This window comes from Clostridium sp. CM039 (assembly GCF_055081075.1).
Window position 1 is genome coordinate 2902014 of the sequence record NZ_CM143649.1, and the last position, 22763, is coordinate 2924776.

18 protein-coding genes, 7 tRNA genes and 3 rRNA genes are annotated in these 22763 nt (G+C 34.7%); 3 read left to right on the forward strand and 25 right to left on the reverse strand.

Annotation, left to right across the window (positions count from 1 at the left end):
• Window positions 1-283: 283 nt before the first annotated feature.
• Window positions 284-1225, reverse strand: a complete 942-nt coding sequence (locus ACWJJ2_RS13380) for a GNAT family N-acetyltransferase (protein WP_462953397.1) — start codon at window positions 1223-1225, stop codon at window positions 284-286.
• 177 nt (window positions 1226-1402) lie between these two features.
• Between ACWJJ2_RS13380 and ACWJJ2_RS13385 the strand changes: the two genes are divergently transcribed.
• On the forward strand, window positions 1403-2596 hold the full coding sequence (locus tag ACWJJ2_RS13385; RefSeq protein ID WP_216304492.1) for a class I SAM-dependent methyltransferase: 1194 nt from the start codon (window positions 1403-1405) through the stop codon (window positions 2594-2596).
• Window positions 2597-2733: 137 nt separating this feature from the next.
• Here ACWJJ2_RS13385 and ACWJJ2_RS13390 read toward each other — a convergent pair whose 3' ends face one another.
• The 7 genes from ACWJJ2_RS13390 to ACWJJ2_RS13420 all read right to left on the reverse strand — a co-directional run bounded on the left by ACWJJ2_RS13390 (window position 2734) and on the right by ACWJJ2_RS13420 (window position 8969).
• Window positions 2734-3561 (reverse strand): tRNA threonylcarbamoyladenosine dehydratase, encoded by an 828-nt coding sequence (locus ACWJJ2_RS13390; protein ID WP_462953398.1) that lies wholly within the window; start codon window positions 3559-3561, stop codon window positions 2734-2736.
• 179 nt (window positions 3562-3740) lie between these two features.
• Window positions 3741-4985, reverse strand: coding sequence for a DUF1015 domain-containing protein (locus tag ACWJJ2_RS13395; protein WP_216304489.1), 1245 nt, complete (start codon window positions 4983-4985; stop codon window positions 3741-3743).
• Between the two features lie 26 nt (window positions 4986-5011).
• A complete protein-coding gene (locus ACWJJ2_RS13400; RefSeq protein WP_216304487.1) occupies window positions 5012-5923 on the reverse strand; it encodes a D-2-hydroxyacid dehydrogenase in 912 nt (303 codons plus the stop codon).
• 172 nt (window positions 5924-6095) lie between these two features.
• Window positions 6096-7169 (reverse strand): pyridoxal-phosphate-dependent aminotransferase family protein, encoded by a 1074-nt coding sequence (locus ACWJJ2_RS13405; RefSeq protein WP_216304486.1) that lies wholly within the window; start codon window positions 7167-7169, stop codon window positions 6096-6098.
• A 308-nt stretch (window positions 7170-7477) separates the two neighbouring features.
• On the reverse strand, window positions 7478-7666 hold the full coding sequence (locus ACWJJ2_RS13410; RefSeq protein ID WP_462953399.1) for a hypothetical protein: 189 nt from the start codon (window positions 7664-7666) through the stop codon (window positions 7478-7480).
• A 344-nt stretch (window positions 7667-8010) separates the two neighbouring features.
• On the reverse strand, window positions 8011-8199 hold the full coding sequence (locus tag ACWJJ2_RS13415) for a hypothetical protein (protein ID WP_165414545.1): 189 nt from the start codon (window positions 8197-8199) through the stop codon (window positions 8011-8013).
• Window positions 8200-8255: 56 nt separating this feature from the next.
• Window positions 8256-8969, reverse strand: a complete 714-nt coding sequence (locus tag ACWJJ2_RS13420) for a beta/alpha barrel domain-containing protein (protein WP_165414546.1) — start codon at window positions 8967-8969, stop codon at window positions 8256-8258.
• Between the two features lie 232 nt (window positions 8970-9201).
• On the opposite strand from ACWJJ2_RS13420, the gene ACWJJ2_RS13425 reads away from it, so the two are divergent.
• Together ACWJJ2_RS13425 and ACWJJ2_RS13430 are read left to right on the forward strand one after the other, a co-directional pair.
• On the forward strand, window positions 9202-10443 hold the full coding sequence (locus ACWJJ2_RS13425; RefSeq protein WP_462953400.1) for a DUF1576 domain-containing protein: 1242 nt from the start codon (window positions 9202-9204) through the stop codon (window positions 10441-10443).
• A 2-nt stretch (window positions 10444-10445) separates the two neighbouring features.
• Window positions 10446-10790: a hypothetical protein gene (locus ACWJJ2_RS13430; RefSeq protein WP_216304482.1), complete on the forward strand. Its 345-nt coding sequence runs from the start codon at window positions 10446-10448 to the stop codon at window positions 10788-10790.
• Window positions 10791-10950: 160 nt separating this feature from the next.
• Here ACWJJ2_RS13430 and ACWJJ2_RS13435 read toward each other — a convergent pair whose 3' ends face one another.
• The 17 genes from ACWJJ2_RS13435 to dnaX all read right to left on the reverse strand — a co-directional run bounded on the left by ACWJJ2_RS13435 (window position 10951) and on the right by dnaX (window position 22523).
• Complete coding sequence (locus ACWJJ2_RS13435) at window positions 10951-11475, reverse strand: NAD(+) diphosphatase (RefSeq protein ID WP_462953401.1); 525 nt, start codon at window positions 11473-11475, stop codon at window positions 10951-10953.
• A 258-nt stretch (window positions 11476-11733) separates the two neighbouring features.
• Complete coding sequence (gene sfsA / locus ACWJJ2_RS13440; RefSeq protein WP_462953402.1) at window positions 11734-12426, reverse strand: DNA/RNA nuclease SfsA; 693 nt, start codon at window positions 12424-12426, stop codon at window positions 11734-11736.
• Window positions 12427-12567: 141 nt separating this feature from the next.
• Window positions 12568-12642, reverse strand: a tRNA-Glu gene (locus ACWJJ2_RS13445).
• 10 nt (window positions 12643-12652) lie between these two features.
• Window positions 12653-12728: transfer RNA gene (locus tag ACWJJ2_RS13450), tRNA-Lys, on the reverse strand.
• A 4-nt stretch (window positions 12729-12732) separates the two neighbouring features.
• A tRNA-Gln gene (locus ACWJJ2_RS13455) sits at window positions 12733-12807 on the reverse strand.
• A gap of 8 nt (window positions 12808-12815) precedes the next feature.
• A tRNA-Arg gene (locus tag ACWJJ2_RS13460) sits at window positions 12816-12892 on the reverse strand.
• A 17-nt stretch (window positions 12893-12909) separates the two neighbouring features.
• Window positions 12910-12983 (reverse strand) — tRNA-Gly (locus ACWJJ2_RS13465).
• Window positions 12984-12994: 11 nt separating this feature from the next.
• A tRNA-Leu gene (locus ACWJJ2_RS13470) sits at window positions 12995-13078 on the reverse strand.
• A 7-nt stretch (window positions 13079-13085) separates the two neighbouring features.
• Window positions 13086-13160: transfer RNA gene (locus ACWJJ2_RS13475), tRNA-Glu, on the reverse strand.
• Between the two features lie 35 nt (window positions 13161-13195).
• Window positions 13196-13312: ribosomal RNA gene (rrf, locus tag ACWJJ2_RS13480) — 5S ribosomal RNA — on the reverse strand.
• A 236-nt stretch (window positions 13313-13548) separates the two neighbouring features.
• Window positions 13549-16474 (reverse strand): 23S ribosomal RNA (locus ACWJJ2_RS13485).
• A gap of 292 nt (window positions 16475-16766) precedes the next feature.
• Window positions 16767-18284, reverse strand: a 16S ribosomal RNA gene (locus ACWJJ2_RS13490).
• Together the 16S, 23S and 5S rRNA genes with 7 tRNA genes alongside form the textbook arrangement of a ribosomal RNA operon.
• A gap of 752 nt (window positions 18285-19036) precedes the next feature.
• Window positions 19037-19291, reverse strand: coding sequence for a pro-sigmaK processing inhibitor BofA family protein (locus ACWJJ2_RS13495; RefSeq protein WP_216304595.1), 255 nt, complete (start codon window positions 19289-19291; stop codon window positions 19037-19039).
• A gap of 71 nt (window positions 19292-19362) precedes the next feature.
• Entirely contained in the window at window positions 19363-19644 is a 282-nt protein-coding gene (locus ACWJJ2_RS13500) for a DUF2508 family protein (protein WP_216304594.1), read from the reverse strand.
• A gap of 60 nt (window positions 19645-19704) precedes the next feature.
• Window positions 19705-20301, reverse strand: coding sequence for a recombination mediator RecR (gene recR / locus ACWJJ2_RS13505; RefSeq protein ID WP_165414975.1), 597 nt, complete (start codon window positions 20299-20301; stop codon window positions 19705-19707).
• A 42-nt stretch (window positions 20302-20343) separates the two neighbouring features.
• The gene (locus ACWJJ2_RS13510; RefSeq protein WP_165414974.1) at window positions 20344-20682 is read right to left on the reverse strand and encodes a YbaB/EbfC family nucleoid-associated protein; all 339 of its coding nucleotides are present in this window, start codon (window positions 20680-20682) and stop codon (window positions 20344-20346) included.
• A gap of 227 nt (window positions 20683-20909) precedes the next feature.
• Window positions 20910-22523 carry a DNA polymerase III subunit gamma/tau gene (dnaX, locus tag ACWJJ2_RS13515; protein WP_220287849.1) on the reverse strand — a complete coding sequence of 538 codons (1614 nt, stop codon included), beginning with the start codon at window positions 22521-22523 and terminating at the stop codon, window positions 20910-20912.
• Window positions 22524-22763: the final 240 nt, after the last annotated feature.

The following is a 22763-nucleotide window of genomic DNA, read 5'->3' on the forward strand; positions in this document are numbered from 1 at the left end:
AATTCTCTGTTGTAATGATTACTTTCTCGCAGCTAAACTGTAGCAACATGTAATATCTTATCATAATTATTTTTATCTGTTTTATGATGTGTATTACTTATCTTAATATAAGTGCACAATAATCTTATTTTCTTACTTATTCTACGTTTTTCTCATATTGATACACTAGGATTAGTATACATATCATATACTTGTAAACTCATCCTAAACGCTTAAATTCATAAAAATATCTATTCCAATAGCCATTCTAGTTATAAATAAAATTTCAATCATATTAGATTAGTTAACTGTTTTTAACCTTATAAAAAACCATTTGATCTCTCCATTCACCATTTATGTATAAATGTTTTTCACTTATACCAAGTTCTTTAAACCCACAACTACTTAAAACTCTTTGTGACTTTTCATTATCTATTAAAGTAGTTGCTTCTATTCTATGAAGCTCTAATTCTTCAAAAGCATATTTCATTACAAGTTTAACTGATTCTTTCATATATCCCTTACTTTGTTCCTTTTCATCCATAGAATAACCTATAAACGCATTTTTAAAACTGCCCATCACTATATTCGATATCTTTATTTTGCCAATAAGTTTGTTATTCTTGTATATCCCAAAATTCACAACATTACCATTCAAAAATTGTTTATAGCTCTCTACTAAAGTACGTTTTTGGCTCTCTAAAGTATAAAACTTCTCATCTCTAGACGGTTCAAAAGGCCTTAGAAATTTTCTGTTTCTTAAATGAAACTCTAACACTTCTTCCGCATCGCTTGGAATTAATGCATGAATCTTAATATTCATTCCCTTAATTGTAAGTTCTCTTTTTATTGAATTTTTTTTAAGTCCAAACTCATTTATACCAAACATCATTTCTGATTGATATTCAGATTTATTTACTACACTATCTGTGATAATACCTTCTAACTGAAATCCTAAATCAATAAAAGCACTAATATTTATACTTTCATGAACCATAACATTTACTTTGTTTAATCCCATATTTTTAAACAAAATACCCAGCATAAGATTTAACGTATCTTTTAAATACTCATAACCCCCATTATTGTGGTTATGAAATTTCAATCTAAACTGACAAAACTTATTTTTTTTATCTAATTCAACTATAAATATTCTTCCTAGTATAATATAATTACTATCCTTTATTATATACTCTCTATCATTACCTTTTAAAGCTTCTAAATTTACGTACTTACCTTTGTTCATCTTAAGCCCCTTTATCTACACTAAAATCATTAATTAAAGTTTAATAGTTGCTTTTCTTCATACCATTTATTATAACATAACCAATTATAATATTATATTTTTCTTCAATAGCTTTTAATTTTTTGTTATACTTGTAGCATAGTTGAAAAATAATTATAGAAGAAAGGTTTGAGCACAATGAATAAGCAAAATATTAATAAATTAAAACTTTTTCTAATGGGCCTAGAAAATAGATTTTCTGAAAACTGTTCAATATTTAAACAAATTGATACTACCTATATAACAGGTCTAAAAGAGTTTAAAGGAACAGGTATTTATGATAATGGAAATATTAAATATAATTTTAATGGAAAAACAGAAACTTTGAGTATAAATCAATTATTTTCTAACATAACTAAAGAAGCCGAAAGCTATGAATGCTCATCTCTAGTTTATAGTGAAAGAGGTTCTTCAATTTTAATCTCTGCAGATAATAAAAATGTAACTATGAAGAGCTTAAATGTGGATTTCGTAGAGGATGAAGACTTAAATACTATTTCTTCTAAATTACCCTCTACTCATATTAGTAGAACTACCTCCACTCTTTTGAATAGAGATTACTATATAAAGATTGGTAGTGCAGATGCTTTGTTAAAAGAAATAGGCATAATGAGTAAAGATGGTAAAATTAAAAATGATAAAATAAGAAAATATAATCAAATTGATCACTATGTAGAACTCTTAGAAGGAATTTTAGATAAGCTCCCACAACATCAAGTTATAAATATATTAGATTGTGGTTGTGGAAAATCCTATTTATCATTTGTACTAAACTATTATTTAACTGAAGTTAAAAAGAAAAAATGCCATTTTATTGGGCTAGATTACTCTAAATCTATAATAGACTCATCTAAAAACATGGCCAAAAACTTAAATTACAGGAATATGGAGTTCCATGCTATTGATATTAAAGATTATGAACCTGATAAAACTATACATGTAGTATTATCATTACACGCTTGTGACACTGCTACAGATATGGCATTAGCTCTAGGTATCAGAGTAAACTCTAATATAATCATCGCAGTTCCATGCTGCCATCGAGAATTTTTAAAGCAATATTCTTATGAACCCTTTAAAAACATACTAAAGCAGGGTGTATTTAAATCGAGAATGGCCGATATTTTAACAGATGGAATGCGTTCATTACTGCTAGAAGCTAAAGGATATGATGTTTCTGTAGTAGAATATATATCTCCTCTTGAAACACCTAAAAATCTAATGATAAGAGCCATAAAGACAAGTGAAGAAAATGATACAGCTATGGATGAATATATATCTTTAATGAGTAATTTAAATGTTTATCCAGCGTTATATTCGTTTTTGAATTAATGGTAAATATATTTACACAAATAATTTTCAACAAAAATAAGAGTGCATTAATTTTCACTCTTATTTTTGTTCATCCCAATAACATTAAATATTAATTTTTCTTTTTAACGACATTTCAGAAGGAAAGTCTCCCACTTCTATAAGTTGGAGTATAAATCCCCTTCTGGAGTCGTTAGTTCATCTTCTTCGAAGCTGTTCAGCTCCGCAGGAGATGATTTAATTAAATCCTTAATAACTTCTCCACCAAGTATCATTCCTGCTACTGGAGGAACGAAAGATATACTACCTGGAATTTGTCTTTTTATAGCACACTTTTTTGAACCTCCTGTACATACACAACCTTCTTTGCATGTTATAACCTCCTCTAACTTCGGCCTCATAGGGGTTTCCTCTGAGTAAACAACCTTTAAGCTATCAATATTTCTCTTTCTTAGCTCCTGTCTTATAACCCTTGCAAGTGGACATACTTTTGTATCATAAATATCTGCGACTCTATATAGCGTTGGATCTAATTTATTTCCAGTCCCTAAACAGCATATAATATTGATATTACGTTTTCTGCAGTGTTCAACTAATGATATTTTTGAAGCTACTGTATCGATAGCATCTACTACATAATCTGTGTCCTCAGTAATTATATCTCCCATATTATCTGCAGTTACGAATGTTTCATGAGTGATAACTTCACATTTAGGATTTATTTCGAGTATTCTATCCTTCATTACTAAAACCTTACTTTTACCTATAGTTTTAAATGTAGCATGTATTTGTCTATTTAAGTTTGTTAAACAAATTGTATCATCATCTATTAATACCAATTTCCCAACACCTGCTCTTACTAGTGCTTCAACTGTATAACTACCAACTCCACCTATTCCAAAAACTACTACTTTACTTTCTCGTAATTTATTTAAACTGTCCATACCTATGAGTAATTCTGTTCTTGACAATGAATGCTGTGGCATATGTTTCTCTCTCCTTTTAAATATATCTTATTTTAAGTATTATATGTTTTCATATTATAAAATTTATTAATAAAACAAATCAATTTCATAATTTAATTATACCCTATATATTTAAAAAGACCACGCATATGCGTGGTCTTTTTCCATTTCAACAGTTTTATTCTTATCATGATGTTAGATTATAGTTCGTGGACAAATATTCCACTTTGTAATTTAGGTTCAAACCAAGTTGATTTAGGAGGCATTACTTTCCCCGCATTTGCTATATCCATTAGATCATCCATAGTTGTAGGGCACATAGAAAATGCAACTTTCATTCCTTCTCTAACCCTTCTTTCTAATTCCCCAAGCCCTCTTATTCCACCTATGAAATCGATTCTTGAATTTGTTCTTGGATCATCAATATCTAAAATCGGATCTAGTAAATTCTTTTGAAGTATTGATACATCTAATCTTTCAACTGGATCACTCATATTAAAAGTCCCTTCTTTTGCTGACAGTTTGTACCATTTTCCCTCTAAGAACATTCCGTATGTTCTTTGCACTTCTGGTTTAAATTGGCCTTTACCTTCATATGGAGTTATATCAAATTTGTCAGTAACTTTATTTAAAAAATCTTCTGAAGAATTTCCATTTAAATCTGAAACAACTCTATTATAATCCATTACGTATAAATCATTATCTGGGAATATAACCGATAGGAAGAAATTAAATTCCTCATCACCAGTGTATGCTGGGTTATCTTTTCTTCTCTTTAGTCCAACTTTAACAGCTGAAGCTGATCTATGATGTCCGTCAGCTATATATAAATAATCTGTTTGCGTAAATACAGCTGATAGCTTATTTATAATTGCTTCCTCATCTATAACCCAAATAATTTGTGATACTCCATCTTCTGATTTATAATCATATACTGGTGTTTTTGTTTCTGTCCAATTTTTAACTATACTATCTATTTCATCTTTATGTCTATATGTTAAAAATATTGGTCCAGTATTACAATTTGTATAATCAACATGATTAAATCTATCAAGCTCTTTATCCGATCTTGTTAGCTCATGTTTTTTAATTGTATTATTTATATAATCATCAATTGAAGCACAAGCAACTATACCAGTTTGAGGTCTTCCATTCATTATTTGTCTATATATATACATACAAGGTTTTTCATCTTGCATATACACTTTATCGCTAATCATTTTTTGAAGATTTTCTCTGGCTTTCAAATAAACTTGCTCACTGTGCGTATCTATACCTTGTGGTAAATCTATTTCTGGTTTATCGACATGTAGAAATGAATAAGGTTTTCCTTTTACCATTTCTCTAGCCTCTTCACTATCCATAACATCATAAGGGAGAGCTGCTACTTTCTCTACTAAACCTAATTGCGGTCTGTATGCTTTAAATGACTTTACTACTGCCATGATTATCCCTCCTGTGATTAATTAATTTATTTGAAAAATTCTAAAATAATACTTATTATCTCGGTACCTATTCTTGTTTGAGCTTCCTGCGTTGCAGCTCCAATATGTGGTGTTACAGAAACCTTTGGATGGTTAACTAAAGTTTCATTTTTAGTTGGTTCTTCAACAAAAACATCTACTCCAGCTCCTGCTAATTTGCCATTATCTAAAGCTTCTACTAAAGCATCTTCATCAACTACTCCACCTCTAGCACAGTTAATTAAGAATGATCCATCCTTCATCATATCTAATTGGTCTTTTCCTATAGTAGCCCCTTGATCTTTAATGAATGGTATATGTAATGATAAATAATCTGCTCTTTTTAATACATCATTTAACTCACAGAATTCGTACTCATCACAATCCTTAGCTTTACCTATTATATCTGTATATATGACCGTCATGCCAAGTGCAAATGCTTTTTTAGCTAGTTCTCTTGATATTCTTCCAAACCCAACTAAACCTAAAGTTTTTCCCGCAATTTCTACACCTACATATTTTTTCTTATCCCATTTGCCCTGTCTCATAGATACATTAGAAATATTAACAAATCTTGATACTGCAAACATATGAGCAAGCGTAAGTTCCGCTACAGATGCACTGCTTGCATTTGGAGTATTAGATACATTTATCCCTTTTTCTCTAGCATATGCTACGTCAATATTGTCAACGCCAACCCCTCCACGTATTATAAGCTTTAGTCTTCCCGCTTCTGCCGCTTTGTCGATTATTGGTTTTCTAACCTTTGTTGCAGATCTAACTACAATTACGTCAAATGATTTTAATGCTTCGCCCAAAACTTCTGGTTCATAAAACTTCTCAACAACTTCAAACCCTTTAGCTTTCAACTCTTTAACAGCATTTTTTTCCATACTATCAGTAACTAATACCCTAATCATGATTATCCTCCTCTTTATATAAAGAAATATTATCCTTTAATTTAGATACTTTAGTGGATTCAGACACTTTAGTGGATTCTTAAACCAATTATATCATTTTCAATAATTATATAAACTCAAATTAAGAATGAAAAATCACATTACAATTTTTCATTCTTAATCTAATTGTTAATTATTTAAGTTCTAAAATTTCGGTTATTATTTTCAATAAATTTTTCACTTCTTCTGGTGTAGTTTCAGCCATATGAGCAATTCTAAATGTCTTATCTTTTAATTTTCCATAACCATTAGAAATAATAAAGCCTCTTTCACCTAATTTCTTGTTTAAGTCAGAAATACTGATTCCTCTTGTGTTTTTAACATTAGTTAATGTATTTGACAAAAAGTTTTCATTAGCGAATATTTCAAAATATTTTCTAGCCCACTCTCTAACAAGTTCAGCACCAGCGATGTGTCTAGCATATCTGCTCTGTAAGCCTTCGTCTAATATCTTATCTAACTGATAATCTAAAGCAAACATATGTGCAAGTGAAGGCGTAGACGGATATTGATAATCCTTCTTTTGAATGCAATTATATAGTCCTAATAAATCAAAATATACTCCTCTATTTGTAACTTGCTTAGCTCTTTCTACTGCTTTTTTTGAGAATGTGCAAATAGCCATTCCTGCAGGTAATCCTAAACATTTCTGAGTTGAAGTTATACAAATATCTATAGCCCATTCATCTACTTTTACTTCTGTTCCAGCAGCGTTACTTACTGTGTCAACGCATACTACAATTTCAGGGTATTTTTTGTAAACTGACGAAAGAACTTCCATGTTATTCACGAGTCCTGTTGAAGTCTCATTCATAGTAATCGTTATTAAATCATATTTACCAGTTACTAATGCTTCTTCGATCATTTCTGGAGTTGTTGGTTGTCCCCATTCAGATTCAAATTTATCTGCTGGTACTCCATTATCCGTACACATTTCAAACCATCTGTTTCCAAATGCTCCTACTGAAAATATTGCTGCTCTCTTGGCTGTACATGAACGTACAGCACCTTCCATTAGACCACTTCCTGAACTCGTTGAAAGTAGTATTTCTTCTTTAGTATTAAACACTTTTCTCATTTTGTCGCTTATGTTTCTTTGTAGCTCTGATGCTTCCTTGCCTCTATGTGATATTTGAGGCGTAGCCATTTTTTGAAGTACGTCCTCTGCTACATCTACTGGCCCCGGTATAAATAATCTTTTATGCATGATTCACCCTCCAAGTTTTACTTTTCCCATTTTTTTGTTAATCTTATGATTTGTCTTGAAGTCTAACAATTATTTTAACACTTAAATATAACTTTCTCAATATATTCAAAATAAACATTATGAATATTCTATATTTAATACACAATTCCATATTAGTATAGCATACATTTTATTATTTGTGTTTAAATTACTATTTTAACATTATTTTACACTAAAGTTTTCTCTTTGTTATGATGTGTAACTCCCACTTAGAAGTGGGAGACTTTCTTCTGGAATACCTCTAAAATATTAGTAATTTAATACTTGCATTAGCCTTGATCTAATCCTGCTAAAACCTTGTCATATAAATTAACTTCACATTTATTGTTTTTTAAATGATGGCAATTATTACAGCTTTTACTAAATGATGTCCCTATTGAAGATTGAAATCCTGTTCCTACCGAGTCATATCCCTTACAACTATTTGCTACATGTGTCATCTGTTCTATATTTGGCATAATATTGTTCCTCCTTATAATTTAAAACTTAATTAATTTCTCCTTATTATTTCCCTACTTTCATCAAATAATTCCTCTATACATTTTTATATTACAGAATTACCACAACTATTATAACTTTCAGCACCATATTTAAAAAATTATATATTACCAAAACTTCTCTAATCTAAATAATTTTAATTTTTTTATAATTTCCTGTAAATTAAATAAAGCTACCAAAACATAAACTGTTCTAGTAGCTTGTATATGCTATTTAAAATAGCATCTTTTATTATATTAATAACTATTAATAACCTATTGCTTTTATATGATCTTCAAGTTTTTACAACTTTCATCCTACTACCTTATTCAAGGTTATCCCACCAGTAATCTTTTATGTTAATTATAGATTCAGTTTCTCTACAGTATTTTGTAGTTAAACACTGCCTTAAATTTCTTGGGCATCTTTTGCATAAACAGTCCACGTCTCCGCCATTACACTGTTTTGTAGAGGCTTCAGGACATTTATCACAGTTATCTCCACCTACAGCCATTTTATCACCTACCACTTTAATTAAAATTGTTTTATCAATAGTTACTATATTTTATTCTATTTTTCTTCATTCTCTGTCTCGTAAATCGTTCTATACTTAATCATTATTTCATTTAAAATATCTGCTACTATTGGGGGGGTATATGTAATTGCATTAGCCCCTGCTTTTATAGTTTCCCTTATAGTTTCATTATTTGGACCACCTGTCGCAATTATAGGAAAATCGGGATGTTTTTCTCTTATTTTTCCAACTATATACGCTGTCTTTTTAGCACCTGAAACATTGATTATAGTTGCTCCGGCATTTATCCTAGCCTCTGTATCTTCAAATTCTGACACAACTGTAACTATTATTGGAATATCTATAGTTCTCCTTACTTGTCTTATAACATCATTTGATATAGGACTATTGACTACTACACCCATAGCACCTTTAAATTCAGCATCTAGTGCTAAATTTGTCACCCTTCTCCCTGTAGTAATCCCTCCTCCAACGCCACAAAACACTGGTACATCTGCTGCTAATACTAAGGCTTCTGTTATAATGGGCTGAGGTGTAAATGGATATACTGCAATAATTGCATCCGCATTTGTATTTCTTATAACTGCCACATCTGTAGTAAAAACAAAAGATTTCAACCTTTTCCCAAATATTACAATTCCACTAGCATCCCTAATTGCACTTGGTAGCTCTATCATATGGCTCCTCAAACTCCCTGTTATTTGAGGCACTTTTTTACTTAAATTTTTACCTTCAATGTTATTTTCCATTTTTATCCTTCTCTCTTTTTATAATTATTTAATATTAACACTAATATAATATTTAATCTAATTATTACGAAGCTACTAATATTTTATTAACATCCCCATTATAATTATACTTATAATGGGGATTTAATTCTACCCTTAATACTTATATTATTTTATTTGTACTAGTAATTCTTTTGCCTTTACTATAAAATAATTACATAGGGTTTAAGTTTATAAATTAAGGAGGTCTTTTATGCGAATAAAAATTCATTCTACCTATTATATGTTTATTTGCTTATCTTTATTTTTCATGATTTTAGCATTTGTTATGAACACCCCAACGGAAATCTTCATAGGTTTTAAAAAAATAATTTTTGAATCTAATATACTAATTACAGATTATGTAGAACTTGCGGGCATTGGCGCTACCTTTTTTAATATGTCTTTAGTAGTTTTAGCCTCTATATTCCTACTTGTACATGTAGGAATAAAACCAAATGGTTCCACTGTAGCGGCACTATTTACAATGGCAGGCTTCTCTCTTTTCGGAAAAAGCATTGTAAATATCTGGCCAATAATATTTGGGGTTTGGTTATATTCTAGATATCAAAAGGAAAAGTTTATAAATTATGTTTTAATAGCACTATTTGGAACAACTTTATCTCCTACTGTTAATCAATTAGCATTTTTAGGTCATTTACCCTTTCTAGGAAATATAATTATAGCAATATTAATAAGCACTTTTATCGGCTTTATTTTCCCTCCAATGGCAGCTTATTGTCTAAAGCTTCACCAAGGTTATAATCTTTATAATATAGGTTTCGCAGCTGGACTTCTTGCAACCTTGATCATGTCTTTACTAAGAGCTTTTGGTATAAACTTTGAAAGTCGATTACTTTGGTCTACAGGAAATAATTTATTTTTTTCTATAATATTAATTTCCTTATTCATACTAATGATAATAGTTGGATTCATACATAATGATAAAAGTTTTAAAAACTTATTTAAACTTTATAAACAACCTGGTAGACTAGTAAGTGATTATTACCTTTTATTTGGACGTGGACTTACTATGATAAACATGGGTATTCTAGGCGTATATTCAACTATTTACGTACTCATAATTGGAGGGGATTTAAATGGTCCTACTATAGGTGGAGTATTAACCATTGTTGGTTTTGGATCATTTGGAAAGCACCTACGAAATGTATTTCCTGTTATGATAGGCGCAACACTTGCATCTCTATTAAATATTTGGCAATTTAGTTCACCTGGAATGCTATTAGGTATCTTATTTAGTTCAACATTAGCTCCTATTTCAGGTCAATTTGGATGGATTTATGGTGCTATTGCCGGATTTTTGCACATTTGCTTGTCCATGAATATTAGCTATCTTCATGGTGGCTTAAATCTATACAATAACGGTTTTTCAGGAGGAATAGTATGTATAATCCTTATTCCAATTATTACTGCATTTAGAAAGGAGGTTGATTAATATTGAAACATACAGATCAACGAAATATAAAAATAGTAACTGAATTAATGGGTTATTGTTATAAACATGGTTCAGATAATGTTCATATTGATATAAGTAAAGAAAATAAAAAAATAATCATATTTATAAGAGCACAACTTTCCTTTATATCCAAAGAAAATCTTGAGCTTTTAGAAGAATCACTAACCGCACCAAGATGTCATGAAATGGAAGAATACTATTGGAATCTTACAGGGGATAGTGATACATGTACAGAACTTACCCTTGTAGGTATGATGATTGATGAATCTCACATAAATTATGTAGATGGCGAGTATCTAGAGATACTTTTAACTAGGATTCCATAAAGAACTTTAAATGGCTAGGTTAAATTACTTTGCATTTAACAATTTCAGAAGATTAAACAATTATTAATTTTGAATCTTCTGAAATATCGTTAAACTTCACAGTAGATTTTAAATTATTTTATGAAATTTACTCTTTCTATTTGATATCGCAGTAGTTAGCCTATATATCACATCTATACGCCTCTTCTCCCTTATATTCAATTTCCTTCAGCAATTTTCTTACAACCCTTTTCCCTATTTCGTCTTCACTCATTTCACATATGGCATCATCTATTTTTTCCCACTCAGCCCAATCAACTTCAGGGGACTTATTTATTTCACCTTCAACATACTTAGCCATAAAAGTTAACATTATAATTTCTTTAGAAGCTAAATAATCACTCCCCAAATATCTTATCTCTCCAACTATTATTCCAGTCTCCTCTTTAACTTCTCTATGAACAGTTTCTTCAACAGATTCTCCAGTATTTACATACCCTGATACTAATACCTTTGAATTCTTAAAAGTGTAATTTTGTTTAAGAAGTAAAATTTCTTTACCCTTGACAACTGCAACTACCACACATGGTTTTGGTGTGTCGAAATACATAATATCATCCACAGGGCAATATGGAACTGCCCCTTCATCCCAGCTATCTTTCTTTATTAATTCTTTTCCACAAATTGGGCAATATATAAATTTCAAACTTTTACCTCCTCAATTCCCATGTTCTTAACCCACATGTTATTTAACATTCTATTTCAATTATTGCTTACTTTAAAACAAATGTCATCACGTTTCTTAAATCATTATCTTCGAAGCTAGATTAAATTATCGCCTGCGGTGCTGTAATATCAGCGGCTTCAGAATAAGACTTGTATTCCCACTGAAGTTTTTTCTTTGTTTAGTCCGTAACCCTCTCTTATATAAGATGGGGTCTTTCCTTCTAAAATTTCGTTAAATTTATAAAACAACTTCAACTGGATTACTTAAAGTTATAAACTTTTCACCAACTTCACATTCGTAAGCAAAAATATCAACACCATTTTTGCATGCCAATCTTAATGCTTCTCCAAACGCTACATCCATATCATCATATGGAGAGAAATTTTTTATATTGCTCATTTGAATAAGAAATAGTACTCCAGCTCCAAATCCTCTCTTTTTAGCCTCTATAAGCTCTAATAAGTGTTTTCTGCCTCTCTCTGTAGGTGCATCTGGAAACTTAGTTTTACCATCTACTTCAAATGTAACCCCTTTTACCTCGAGGTAATATTCTTCATCCATGTCATTAGATAGTTTAAAATCAAATCTACTATTTCCAAAAGTCTTTTCTCTTTGTATTATATTATATTTAACTAGATTTTGTATTTTTTTATCTTTTAATGCCTCCTCAACAACTTTATTAGGCATTTGTGAATCTATATTAATGATCTTATTATCTTTATACCCTGAAATTAGATCATATAATGTTTTTCTAGTAGGATTAGGCTCCTCTCTTAATAGAACTGTGGAGCCTGGAATTAGTATTTCCTTACATCTCCCCGTATTAGGAACATGTACTATTATTTCTTCGCCATTAAGATTTACATACGCTTGAAATCTATTTGGTCTTCTTATAAATTCGGCAACAAAAATCCTTTTATTTATAAACATAATTTCATCTCCATTTTTTAAATATACACTAATAAATAAAAATAATCAACATTATCCACAATCATAATATTATTTTATGCGAAAATATTGATTATTATATAACGCCATAAAAAAGCCCTTGCTTTTGCAAGGACTTTTTTATGGTGACTCCTAGGGGAATTGAACCCCTGTTACCACCGTGAAAGGGTGGTGTCTTAACCGCTTGACCAAGGAGCCTTATAAAATTTGGTGGCTTACCGGGGAATCGAACCCCGGACACCATGATTAAAAGTCATGTGCTCTACCAACTGAGCTAGTAAACCATATTGGCTGGGATAGCAGGATTTGAACCTACGGATGCCACAGTCAAAGTGTGGTGCCTTACCGCTTGGCGATACCCCAATATTGTATGGTGCGTCTTAAGGGATTCGAACCCCTGGCCCACGCCTTAGAAGGGCGTTGCTCTATCCAACTGAGCTAAAGACGCATATTAAATAAATAAAATGGAGCGGGTAGAGGGAATCGAACCCTCGTAATTAGCTTGGAAGGCTAACACTCTACCATTGAGTTATACCCGCTTATATAAATATGGTGCAGGTGAAGGGACTTGAACCCCCATGCCGTAAAGCGCTAGATCCTAAGTCTAGTGCGTCTGCCATTCCGCCACACCTGCATACATATGGTGACTCCTAGGGGAATTGAACCCCTGTTACCACCGTGAAAGGGTGGTGTCTTAACCGCTTGACCAAGGAGCCTTATAAAATACTTAAATATTCTTATTTTAGTATTGACCTGGCGACAACCTACTCTTCCACAAGGTCACCCCTGCAGTACCATCGGCGCATTGAAGCTTAACCTTCGTGTTCGGTATGGGAACGGGTGTTACCTTCATGCCATAATCACCAGATTTATTTTCAGAAACAATAATTGAGAATCTACCGTCGTTGACTACGGATATTAGATATAAAATATATTCTCATTATTATCTCTATATAGAGAAATTTCACTTTCTTTACAGAAAAGTATTCTCTCAAAATTGCACAGTGAATTAAGCTTCTTCCTTTGTCAGAAGCTTAGTTTCTTTCTTACGAAAGAAATGGTTCCTGCAGAAGAAGTATATCGCATTACTTTTAATTATATATTTAGGTCAAGCCCTCGACTTATTAGTATTAGTCAGCTGAACATGTTACCATGCTTACACCTCTAACCTATCAACCTGGTGGTCTTCCAGGAGTCTTACTAACATCGCACTTACGTGCGAGTTATGGGAAATCTCATCTCAGGGTGGGCTTCACGCTTAGATGCTTTCAGCGTTTATCCCTTCCAAACATAGCTACCCAGCGATGCCACTGGCGTGACAACTGGTGCACCAGAGGTTTGTCCATCCCGGTCCTCTCGTACTAAGGACAGCTCCCTTCAAATTTCCTACGCCCGCGACGGATAGGGACCGAACTGTCTCACGACGTTCTGAACCCAGCTCGCGTGCCGCTTTAATGGGCGAACAGCCCAACCCTTGGGACCTACTTCAGCCCCAGGATGCGACGAGCCGACATCGAGGTGCCAAACCTCCCCGTCGATGTGGACTCTTGGGGGAGATCAGCCTGTTATCCCCGAGGTAGCTTTTATCCGTTGAGCGATGGCCCTCCCACGAGGTACCACCGGATCACTAAGCCCGACTTTCGTCCCTGCTCCACTTGTAAGTGTCGCAGTCAGGCTCCCTTCTGCCTTTGCACTCTTCGCGCGATTTCCAACCGCGCTGAGGGAACCTTTGGGCGCCTCCGTTACTTTTTTGGAGGCGACCGCCCCAGTCAAACTGCCCACCTAACAATGTCCTGTGACCAGATTCATGGCCTCCAGTTAGAACCTCAGTACTGTCAGGGTGGTATCCCAAGGATGACTCCACACAGGCTGACGCCCATGTTTCTCAGTCTCCCACCTATCCTGTACAGACAATACCGAAATTCAATGCTAAGCTACAGTAAAGCTCTACGGGGTCTTTCCGTCCAATCGCGGGTAGCAAGCATCTTCACTTGCACTACAATTTCGCCGGATGTGTTGTTGAGACAGTGCCCAAATCATTACGCCATTCGTGCGGGTCGGAACTTACCCGACAAGGAATTTCGCTACCTTAGGACCGTTATAGTTACGGCCGCCGTTTACTGGGGCTTAAGTTCATACCTTCGCTTGCGCTAAGTAATCCCCTTAACCTTCCAGCACCGGGCAGGCGTCAGCCCCTATACATCAGCTTTCGCTTTAGCAGAGACCTGTGTTTTTGCTAAACAGTTGCTTGGGCCTATTCTCTGCGACCTACTTACGTAGGCACCCCTTCTCCCGAAGTTACGGGGTCAATTTGCCGAGTTCCTTAACAACAATTCTTCCGATGGTCTTAGGATTCTCTCCTCACCTACCTGTGTCGGTTTGCGGTACGGGCACCAATATCCTCGATAGAGACTTTTCTTGGCAGCGTGGAATCAGATACTTCAGGAATAAATTCCCTTCCCCATCACATCTCAGCGTTAAGAGCAAACGGATTTGCCTGTCTGCTCCGCCTAAATGCTTAGACACACATCCAATAGTGTGCACATCTTATCCTCCTGCGTCATCCCATTTCTAATAACGTCCATTGGTGGTATCGGAATATCAACCGATTGTCCATCACCTACGCCTTTCGGCCTCGGCTTAGGTCCCGACTAACCCTGAGAGGACGAGCCTTCCTCAGGAAACCTTAGGTTTTCGACCGTTAAGATTCTCACTTAACTCTCGCTACTCATGCCAACATTCTCACTTCTGTACCGTCCACCACTCCTTACGGTATGACTTCAGCCAGTACAGAAAGCTCCTCTACCGCGTACACAATTGTGTACACCCATAGCTTCGGTGGTAAGTTTTAGCCCCGGACATCTTCGGCGCAGGATCTCTTGACTAGTGAGCTATTACGCACTCTTTAAATGAGTGGCTGCTTCTGAGCCAACATCCTAGTTGTCTTAGAAATCCCACATCCTTTTCCACTTAACTTACACTTTGGGACCTTAGCTGATGGTCTGGGCTGTTTCCCTTTTGACTACGGATCTTATCATTCGCAGTCTGACTGCCGAAATAAAAGTATATGGCATTCGGAGTTTGATAGGGTTCAGTAACTGTTGTCAGCCCCTAGCCCATTCAGTGCTCTACCTCCATTACTCAATTAATCGACGCTAGCCCTAAAGCTATTTCGAGGAGAACCAGCTATCTCCGAGTTCGATTGGAATTTCTCCGCTATCCACAGCTCATCCCATGGTTTTTCAACACCAACGTGGTTCGGACCTCCACGGAATTTTACTTCCGCTTCATCCTGGCCATGGATAGGTCACCCGGTTTCGGGTCTACGACATGCAACTATGCGCCCTATTCAGACTTGGTTTCCCTTCGGCTCCGTACCTTAAGTACTTAACCTTGCTACATATCGTAACTCGTTGGCTCGTTCTACAAAAAGCACGCCGTCACACATATAAAGTGCTTCGACCGGTTGTAGGCACACGGTTTCAGGTTCTATTTCACTCCCCTTCCGGGGTTCTTTTCACCTTTCCCTCACGGTACTTCTTCACTATCGGTCACTAGGTAGTATTTAGCCTTGGGAGGTGGTCCTCCCAGCTTCCCACAAGGTTTCACGTGTCTCGTGGTACTCTGGATTAGATCTGACTGTTTTTCCTTTTCATTTACAGGCCTATTACCTTCTGCGGAGCAGCTTTCCAGCTATCTTCAATTAAGGAATTGCAGTATTTATGATCTATCCTCAACCCCCAGATCAAAGACCTGGGTTTGGGCTCTTTCCCTTTCGCTCGCCGCTACTTAGGAAATCGATGTTTCTTTCTCTTCCTCCGGGTACTTAGATGTTTCAGTTCCCCGGGTCTACCTCTGCATACCTATTTATTCAGTATGCAGTACATAGTTGTTACTATGTGGGTTCCCCCATTCGGAAATCTTTGGATCACAGGCTATTTGCGCCTACCCAAAGCTTATCGCAGCTTAACGCGTCCTTCTTCGGCTCCTAGTGCCAAGGCATTCGCCATGCGCCCTTTGTAGCTTGACCTTGATTCTGTCTATTTACATAGACGGTTATATTAATTTTGCGAAATTGTATTAAATTAATTTATAAACTACTTGCGTAGTTTTAATTTTTTTAAAACAACTTTTTTCACTGTGCAATTTTCAAAGAACATTTTAAGAAAAACTATTCATTATCTAACTCCTAAGAGTTAGATAAAATTAGTCTCTCAAAATTAAACAGAGAACTAGGTACGATTAATTACAATAGATATTTTTGAAGAACAAATTAATATTCTTCTATTGCATCGACCGAAGTCAATACATCTACTCCCTAGAAAGGAGGTGATCCAGCCGCAGGTTCTCCTACGGCTACCTTGTTACGACTTCACCCCAATCATCAATCCCACCTTCGGCCGCTGGCTCCTTACGGTTACCTCACGGACTTCGGGTGTTACCAACTCTCATGGTGTGACGGGCGGTGTGTACAAGGCCCGGGAACGTATTCACCGCGACATGCTGATTCGCGATTACTAGCAACTCCGGCTTCATGTAGGCGAGTTGCAGCCTACAATCCGAACTGGGATGAGTTTTTGAGTTTGGCTCCACCTTGCGGTCTTGCATCTCTTTGTACTCACCATTGTAGCACGTGTGTAGCCCTAGACATAAGGGGCATGATGATTTGACGTCATCCCCACCTTCCTCCCGGTTAACCCGGGCAGTCTCACTAGAGTGCTCAACTTAATGGTAGCAACTAATGATAAGGGTTGCGCTCGTTGCGGGACTTAACCCAACATCTCACGACACGAGCTGACGACAACCATGCACCACCTGTCACCCTGTCCCGAAGGACTTCGCCCATCTCTGGGTTATGCAGGGGATGTCAAGTCTAGGTAAGGTTCTTCGCGTTGCTTCGAATTAAACCACATGCTCCGCTGCTTGTGCGGGCCCCCGTCAATTCCTTTGAGTTTTAATCTTGCGATCGTACTCCCCAGGCGGAATACTTAATGTGTTAACGGCGGCACCGAGGTTCGACCCCCGACACCTAGTATTCATCGTTTACGGCGTGGACTACCAGGGTATCTAATCCTGTTTGCTCCCCACGCTTTCATGCCTCAGCGTCAGTTACAGTCCAGTAAGTCGCCTTCGCCACTGGTGTTCTTCCTAATCTCTACGCATTTCACCGCTACACTAGGAATTCCACTTACCTCTCCTGCACTCTAGACACCCAGTTTCAAATGCAGCACCCAAGTTAAGCTCGGGTATTTCACATCTGACTTAAATGTCCGCCTACGCATCCTTTACGCCCAGTAAATCCGGACAACGCTTGCCACCTACGTATTACCGCGGCTGCTGGCACGTAGTTAGCCGTGGCTTCCTCCTCTGGTACCGTCATTATCGTCCCAGAAGACAGAACTTTACAACCCGAAGGCCTTCATCATTCACGCGGCGTTGCTGCGTCAGGGTTTCCCCCATTGCGCAATATTCCCCACTGCTGCCTCCCGTAGGAGTCTGGACCGTGTCTCAGTTCCAATGTGGCCGATCACCCTCTCAGGTCGGCTACGCATCGTCGCCTTGGTGAGCCGTTACCTCACCAACTAGCTAATGCGCCGCGGGTCCATCTCAAAGTGGAATTTTCCGAAGAAAAATCCTTTGATGTTTCGATCATGCGACCAAAACATATTATGCGGTATTAATCTCCCTTTCGGGAGGCTATTCCCCTCTTTGAGGCAGGTTACCCACGTGTTACTCACCCGTCCGCCGCTAATCCACCCCGAAAGGTTTCATCGCTCGACTTGCATGTGTTAGGCACGCCGCCAGCGTTCGTCCTGAGCCAGGATCAAACTCTCAATTTAAAAGTTTACACTTTTTTAGTTGAAATGATTAATCTGCGACAACTGTTAAGTTGTTACGCAAGCTCATTACATACTTTTAGTCTTACGACTAAATTTTACTTTATACTAAAGTAATTAACTGGTTTAACGAAATATTATTTCGCTATCTTTACCTATTTCTCTGTTTAATTTTCAAAGACCAATTTGTTTCGTCATTATGTGACGACCTCTACTATTGTACTAGGTATTTCTTGTTTTGTCAACATTTTTTTATTATTATAAAAATGTGTTTTTAAAGTAATATTCAAATGTTAACTTATCAATTTTCACCTTTATCGTTACTCACTCATAGCGACAAGGAATATCTTATCATAGAATATTCTCTATAAAATTAAATTTAAAGCAATTAAAATAAACCAAGTTTCGCATTCTTGAATTTTTAAACTTTTTCTCTATATATCTTATATTGATACACCAGGATAGTTATTTTAATAATACTTACTAGTATTTAATAATTAAATATCTCATACAATAATTTCAACAATTATCACATATATTAAATGTTCTCCTTAACGGGCTATAAATATACCATTATAAAGTCTTTTATTTATAAAAGATTAAATTATCGCCTGCGGAGCTGCACTATTATAAAATTAACCTTACCCTAATTTTATAATTTATTAACAAATAACAAATAGAGTAATACCCCTTATAAGAGATATTACTCTATTTGTTATTTCTTATTTATATAAACCACCACTACTACGGTAACATCACATTAACATTCTAAAAATTATTAAAAATATTACTCCTGGTACTCCTAAAAATCCTGCAATTAGTGCCGTTACAGCATTTATTGGAATTACTATACCTACATACTTGCCTAGAAAATTAGCAAGCAGCAATAGTAAGACACCAAAAACACAATTCAATATTAATTTAACCAGTATTTTTAGTGGCCAAGAAAAGAGCTTGACTACAATTAACATCCCCACTATACCAATTAAAAAATATAATGCTATATCCATATCTCAATCCCCCTATGTAAATCTTTAATTTCCCTTTTTTTATTATGTTTCTAACTTACTTTAAATTTTTTTTATCTCTTCATGCTAGCACCAATCTCCTCGATCATGTAGCTAGCATCAATAGTTACACCCTTTCTTCTAGCTTCCAATAAAAAATATATGTATCTAGCTTTAGATTGATCTTCTCTATAAATTGCATAGTCTACAAGTCTAGGGTCATCTGCCACTTGAAAGTATTTTTTTGCAGTTTCCCACTCAAGTTTGGCTTCTTCTAATTGGATAATAATATCCTTTTGTTCCTGTGTATATTTTAAAGTTGAAAATAATATTTCAATTATTTTTTTTCTATTCATAATAAAAACCTCCCATTTTATATCTTCTCTAAATTCTTGACATAAAACAGGAGTAATATTCTATATTTCTTTTCTTCCTTCTAAAGCTTTAGAAAGGGTTACTTCATCTATATATTCTAAATCTCCACCAACGGGGATACCATGTGCAATCCTTGTGACTTTTGCGCCTAAAGGTTTTAATATTTTAGATATATACATAGCTGTAGCTTCCCCCTCTATGTTGGGATTCGTTGCTACTATTACTTCGCTAACTTCTCCATTAATCCTTCTTATCAGTTCTCTTAATTTTATATCTTCAGGGCCCCTTCCTGACATAGGCGATATTGTCCCATGAAGAACATGATAAACCCCATTAAATTCCCTTACTTTTTCCATAGTCATAATATCTTTTGGATCTTCAACTACACATATGGTGCTCTTATCCCTATTAGGGTTAGAACAAATTGCGCAAGGGTTTGTATCTGTAAAACTTCCGCATATAGAACAGTATTTTACGGTCCCTCTAGCTTCTACCAGTGCATGAGCAAACTCTTCTACTTCTTCCTTTGGAAGATTTAGAACAAATAAAGCCAGCCTCTGAGCTGTTTTTCGCCCTATACCAGGCAATTTGGCAAATTCTTCTATAAGTTTTTCTATTGCTACTGGATATAAATCCAATCTAGTCACCTCATAACAATGTAGTTTTTAAGCTACTGTTTATTAGAACATTCCTGGCATGTTCATTCCACCTGTTAATTTACCCATTTCATTACTTGATTCATCTTCTGCTTTCTTTAGAGCTTCATTACAAGCACTCATAATTAAATCTTCTAGCATTTCAATATCATCTGGATCTACTACTTCTGGTTTTATCTTCACTTCAACAAGTTGTCTCTTTCCGTTAGCTATCGCGGTTACCGCTCCACCGCCAACAGATGATTCAAATTTCTTGTCTCCTAAGTCTTTTTGCATATCTTCCATTTGTTTTTGAAATTTTTGAGCTTGCTTCATTAAACTATTCATATTTCCACCCATACCTGGAAATCCACCTTTTGCCATAATAGTTACCTCCTATATATTAGTTATTCAAGTTAATATTATAATATTTATCTCCTCTAGATTTGCAACTACTAAAATTTAATTTAAAAGTTTATAATCTAAAAGGAAACATATTGCTAATCCATTATAACTTTCTATATTATTATATACTAATACCTATAATAATTTCCATTAAATAAATAAATATTTTTTATTAATAATATGCATTTATTCTAGGATCCTAGACTTTATTCATCTAGTACTTCCACAAGATCTTCTCCAAATGTTTCTTTTAGTATATCCTCAGGTGATCTAGCCTGTATTTCATCAGATTCTATAGTATATTTTATTTTTACTGGTTCTTTTAGTGATTCAGAAAATATTTCTTCTATTATATTCCTATTATCCTCTTTCTCTAATCTAATTTTATTAAAGGCATATTGCTTTTCGTAACCTAGTTCTATTACACCTCCATCGCATGACACAATTTCTCCTGTCATTAAAGACGCATATATAACCATATGTCTTCGTGCTTTAAACATATCTAAAATATCCTTAAAAGATTTTTTTACAATGTCGACGGTTAAATTAGAGTTAGCATTATGCTTTTGTACTGGTCTTATTTCTGTTTTTTTATTTGTTTTACCTTTTAAGGGACTACTCTTTTCGGAAACTCTAGGAGTTACACTTTCACATGCTACAGTTATCTTTCCTTGTTTAATTATTTCCTCTAATTTGTTTATTCTAGATAATAGTACTTCTTTTGATGTGTCATACTCTATTTTGCACATTTTAATAACTGCAAGCTCTAAATAAATTCTATTTTGCTTACTCCATTTAGCTTGTTCCTGCGCATCTTGAAGTATCTTTATATTTCTCATAATCTCTTCTACTCTAATTTTAGCTGCTTGCCTTTTTAAAATATATATATTTTCACTGGACATATCTAAAATATCCTCTACATTTTCACTTACTTTAGCCATCAAAAGATTTCTCATATGAGTGGTCATATCTTTTATAAATACATATATATCCTTACCACTAATAACTATTTCATTTATGACCTTTATTGCCCCTTCAATATTCCTATCTATTACACTTTCCGAAAGTTTTATAAGACTCTCAGACGTTACAAGTCCTAACATATCTATAACATTATCATATTCTACCCTGCCGTCATTCATTGATATGGCTTGGTCTAGAACGCTTAGGGCGTCTCTCATTGCTCCATCAGAAATTCTTGATATTAATTTTAAACTATTATCGTCGACAAAAATGCCTTGCTGCTCAACAATTTTTCGAAGTCTTTCAAATATATCTGCACTTTTTATTCTTTTAAAGTCAAATCTCTGGCATCTTGATAGTATTGTTATTGGTAATTTTTGAGGATCAGTTGTGGCTAATATAAATATTATGTGGCTCGGCGGTTCCTCTAGTGTTTTTAAGAATGCATTAACTGCCCCTATGGATAACATATGAACCTCATCTATAATATAAACTTTATACCTAGCTTCCTGTGGTGGATACTGAACATCCTCAATTATATCGCGAATATTATCTACTCCATTGTGTGATGCTGCGTCTAGCTCAGTAACATCTATCGCTGTTCCTGCATTTATCTTCTTACACATTTCACATTCATTGCAAGGCTCTCCATGATCCGAATTTAAGCAATTAACCGCTTTCGCTAGTATCTTAGCTGTTGAAGTTTTTCCCGTTCCTCTTGTGCCACATAAAAGATATGCGTGAGCTATCCGCTCGCTATTTATTTGATTTTTTAAAGTTATAGTCACATGCTCCTGACCTACTACATCTTGAAAAGTTTTTGGTCTCCATTCTCTATATAAAGCTTTATACGCCACAAATTTCACCTCTTTTAAGTATGGTATTTGTTTTTATCGCAATTCCTTATTGATTTGTAAACTTAACTATTAAAATCCCGTATTCTCTTATTTAAATAATTATATCATTTAAATCAAAATATTAGTTTATATTTATATAAAAAATAAAATCATATTCCACATGACTAATTTATATTTAACAATTAATTTAAATTTTATTTATAATTCTCAAACAATCGAGTAGGAGCTAAATAATTAATT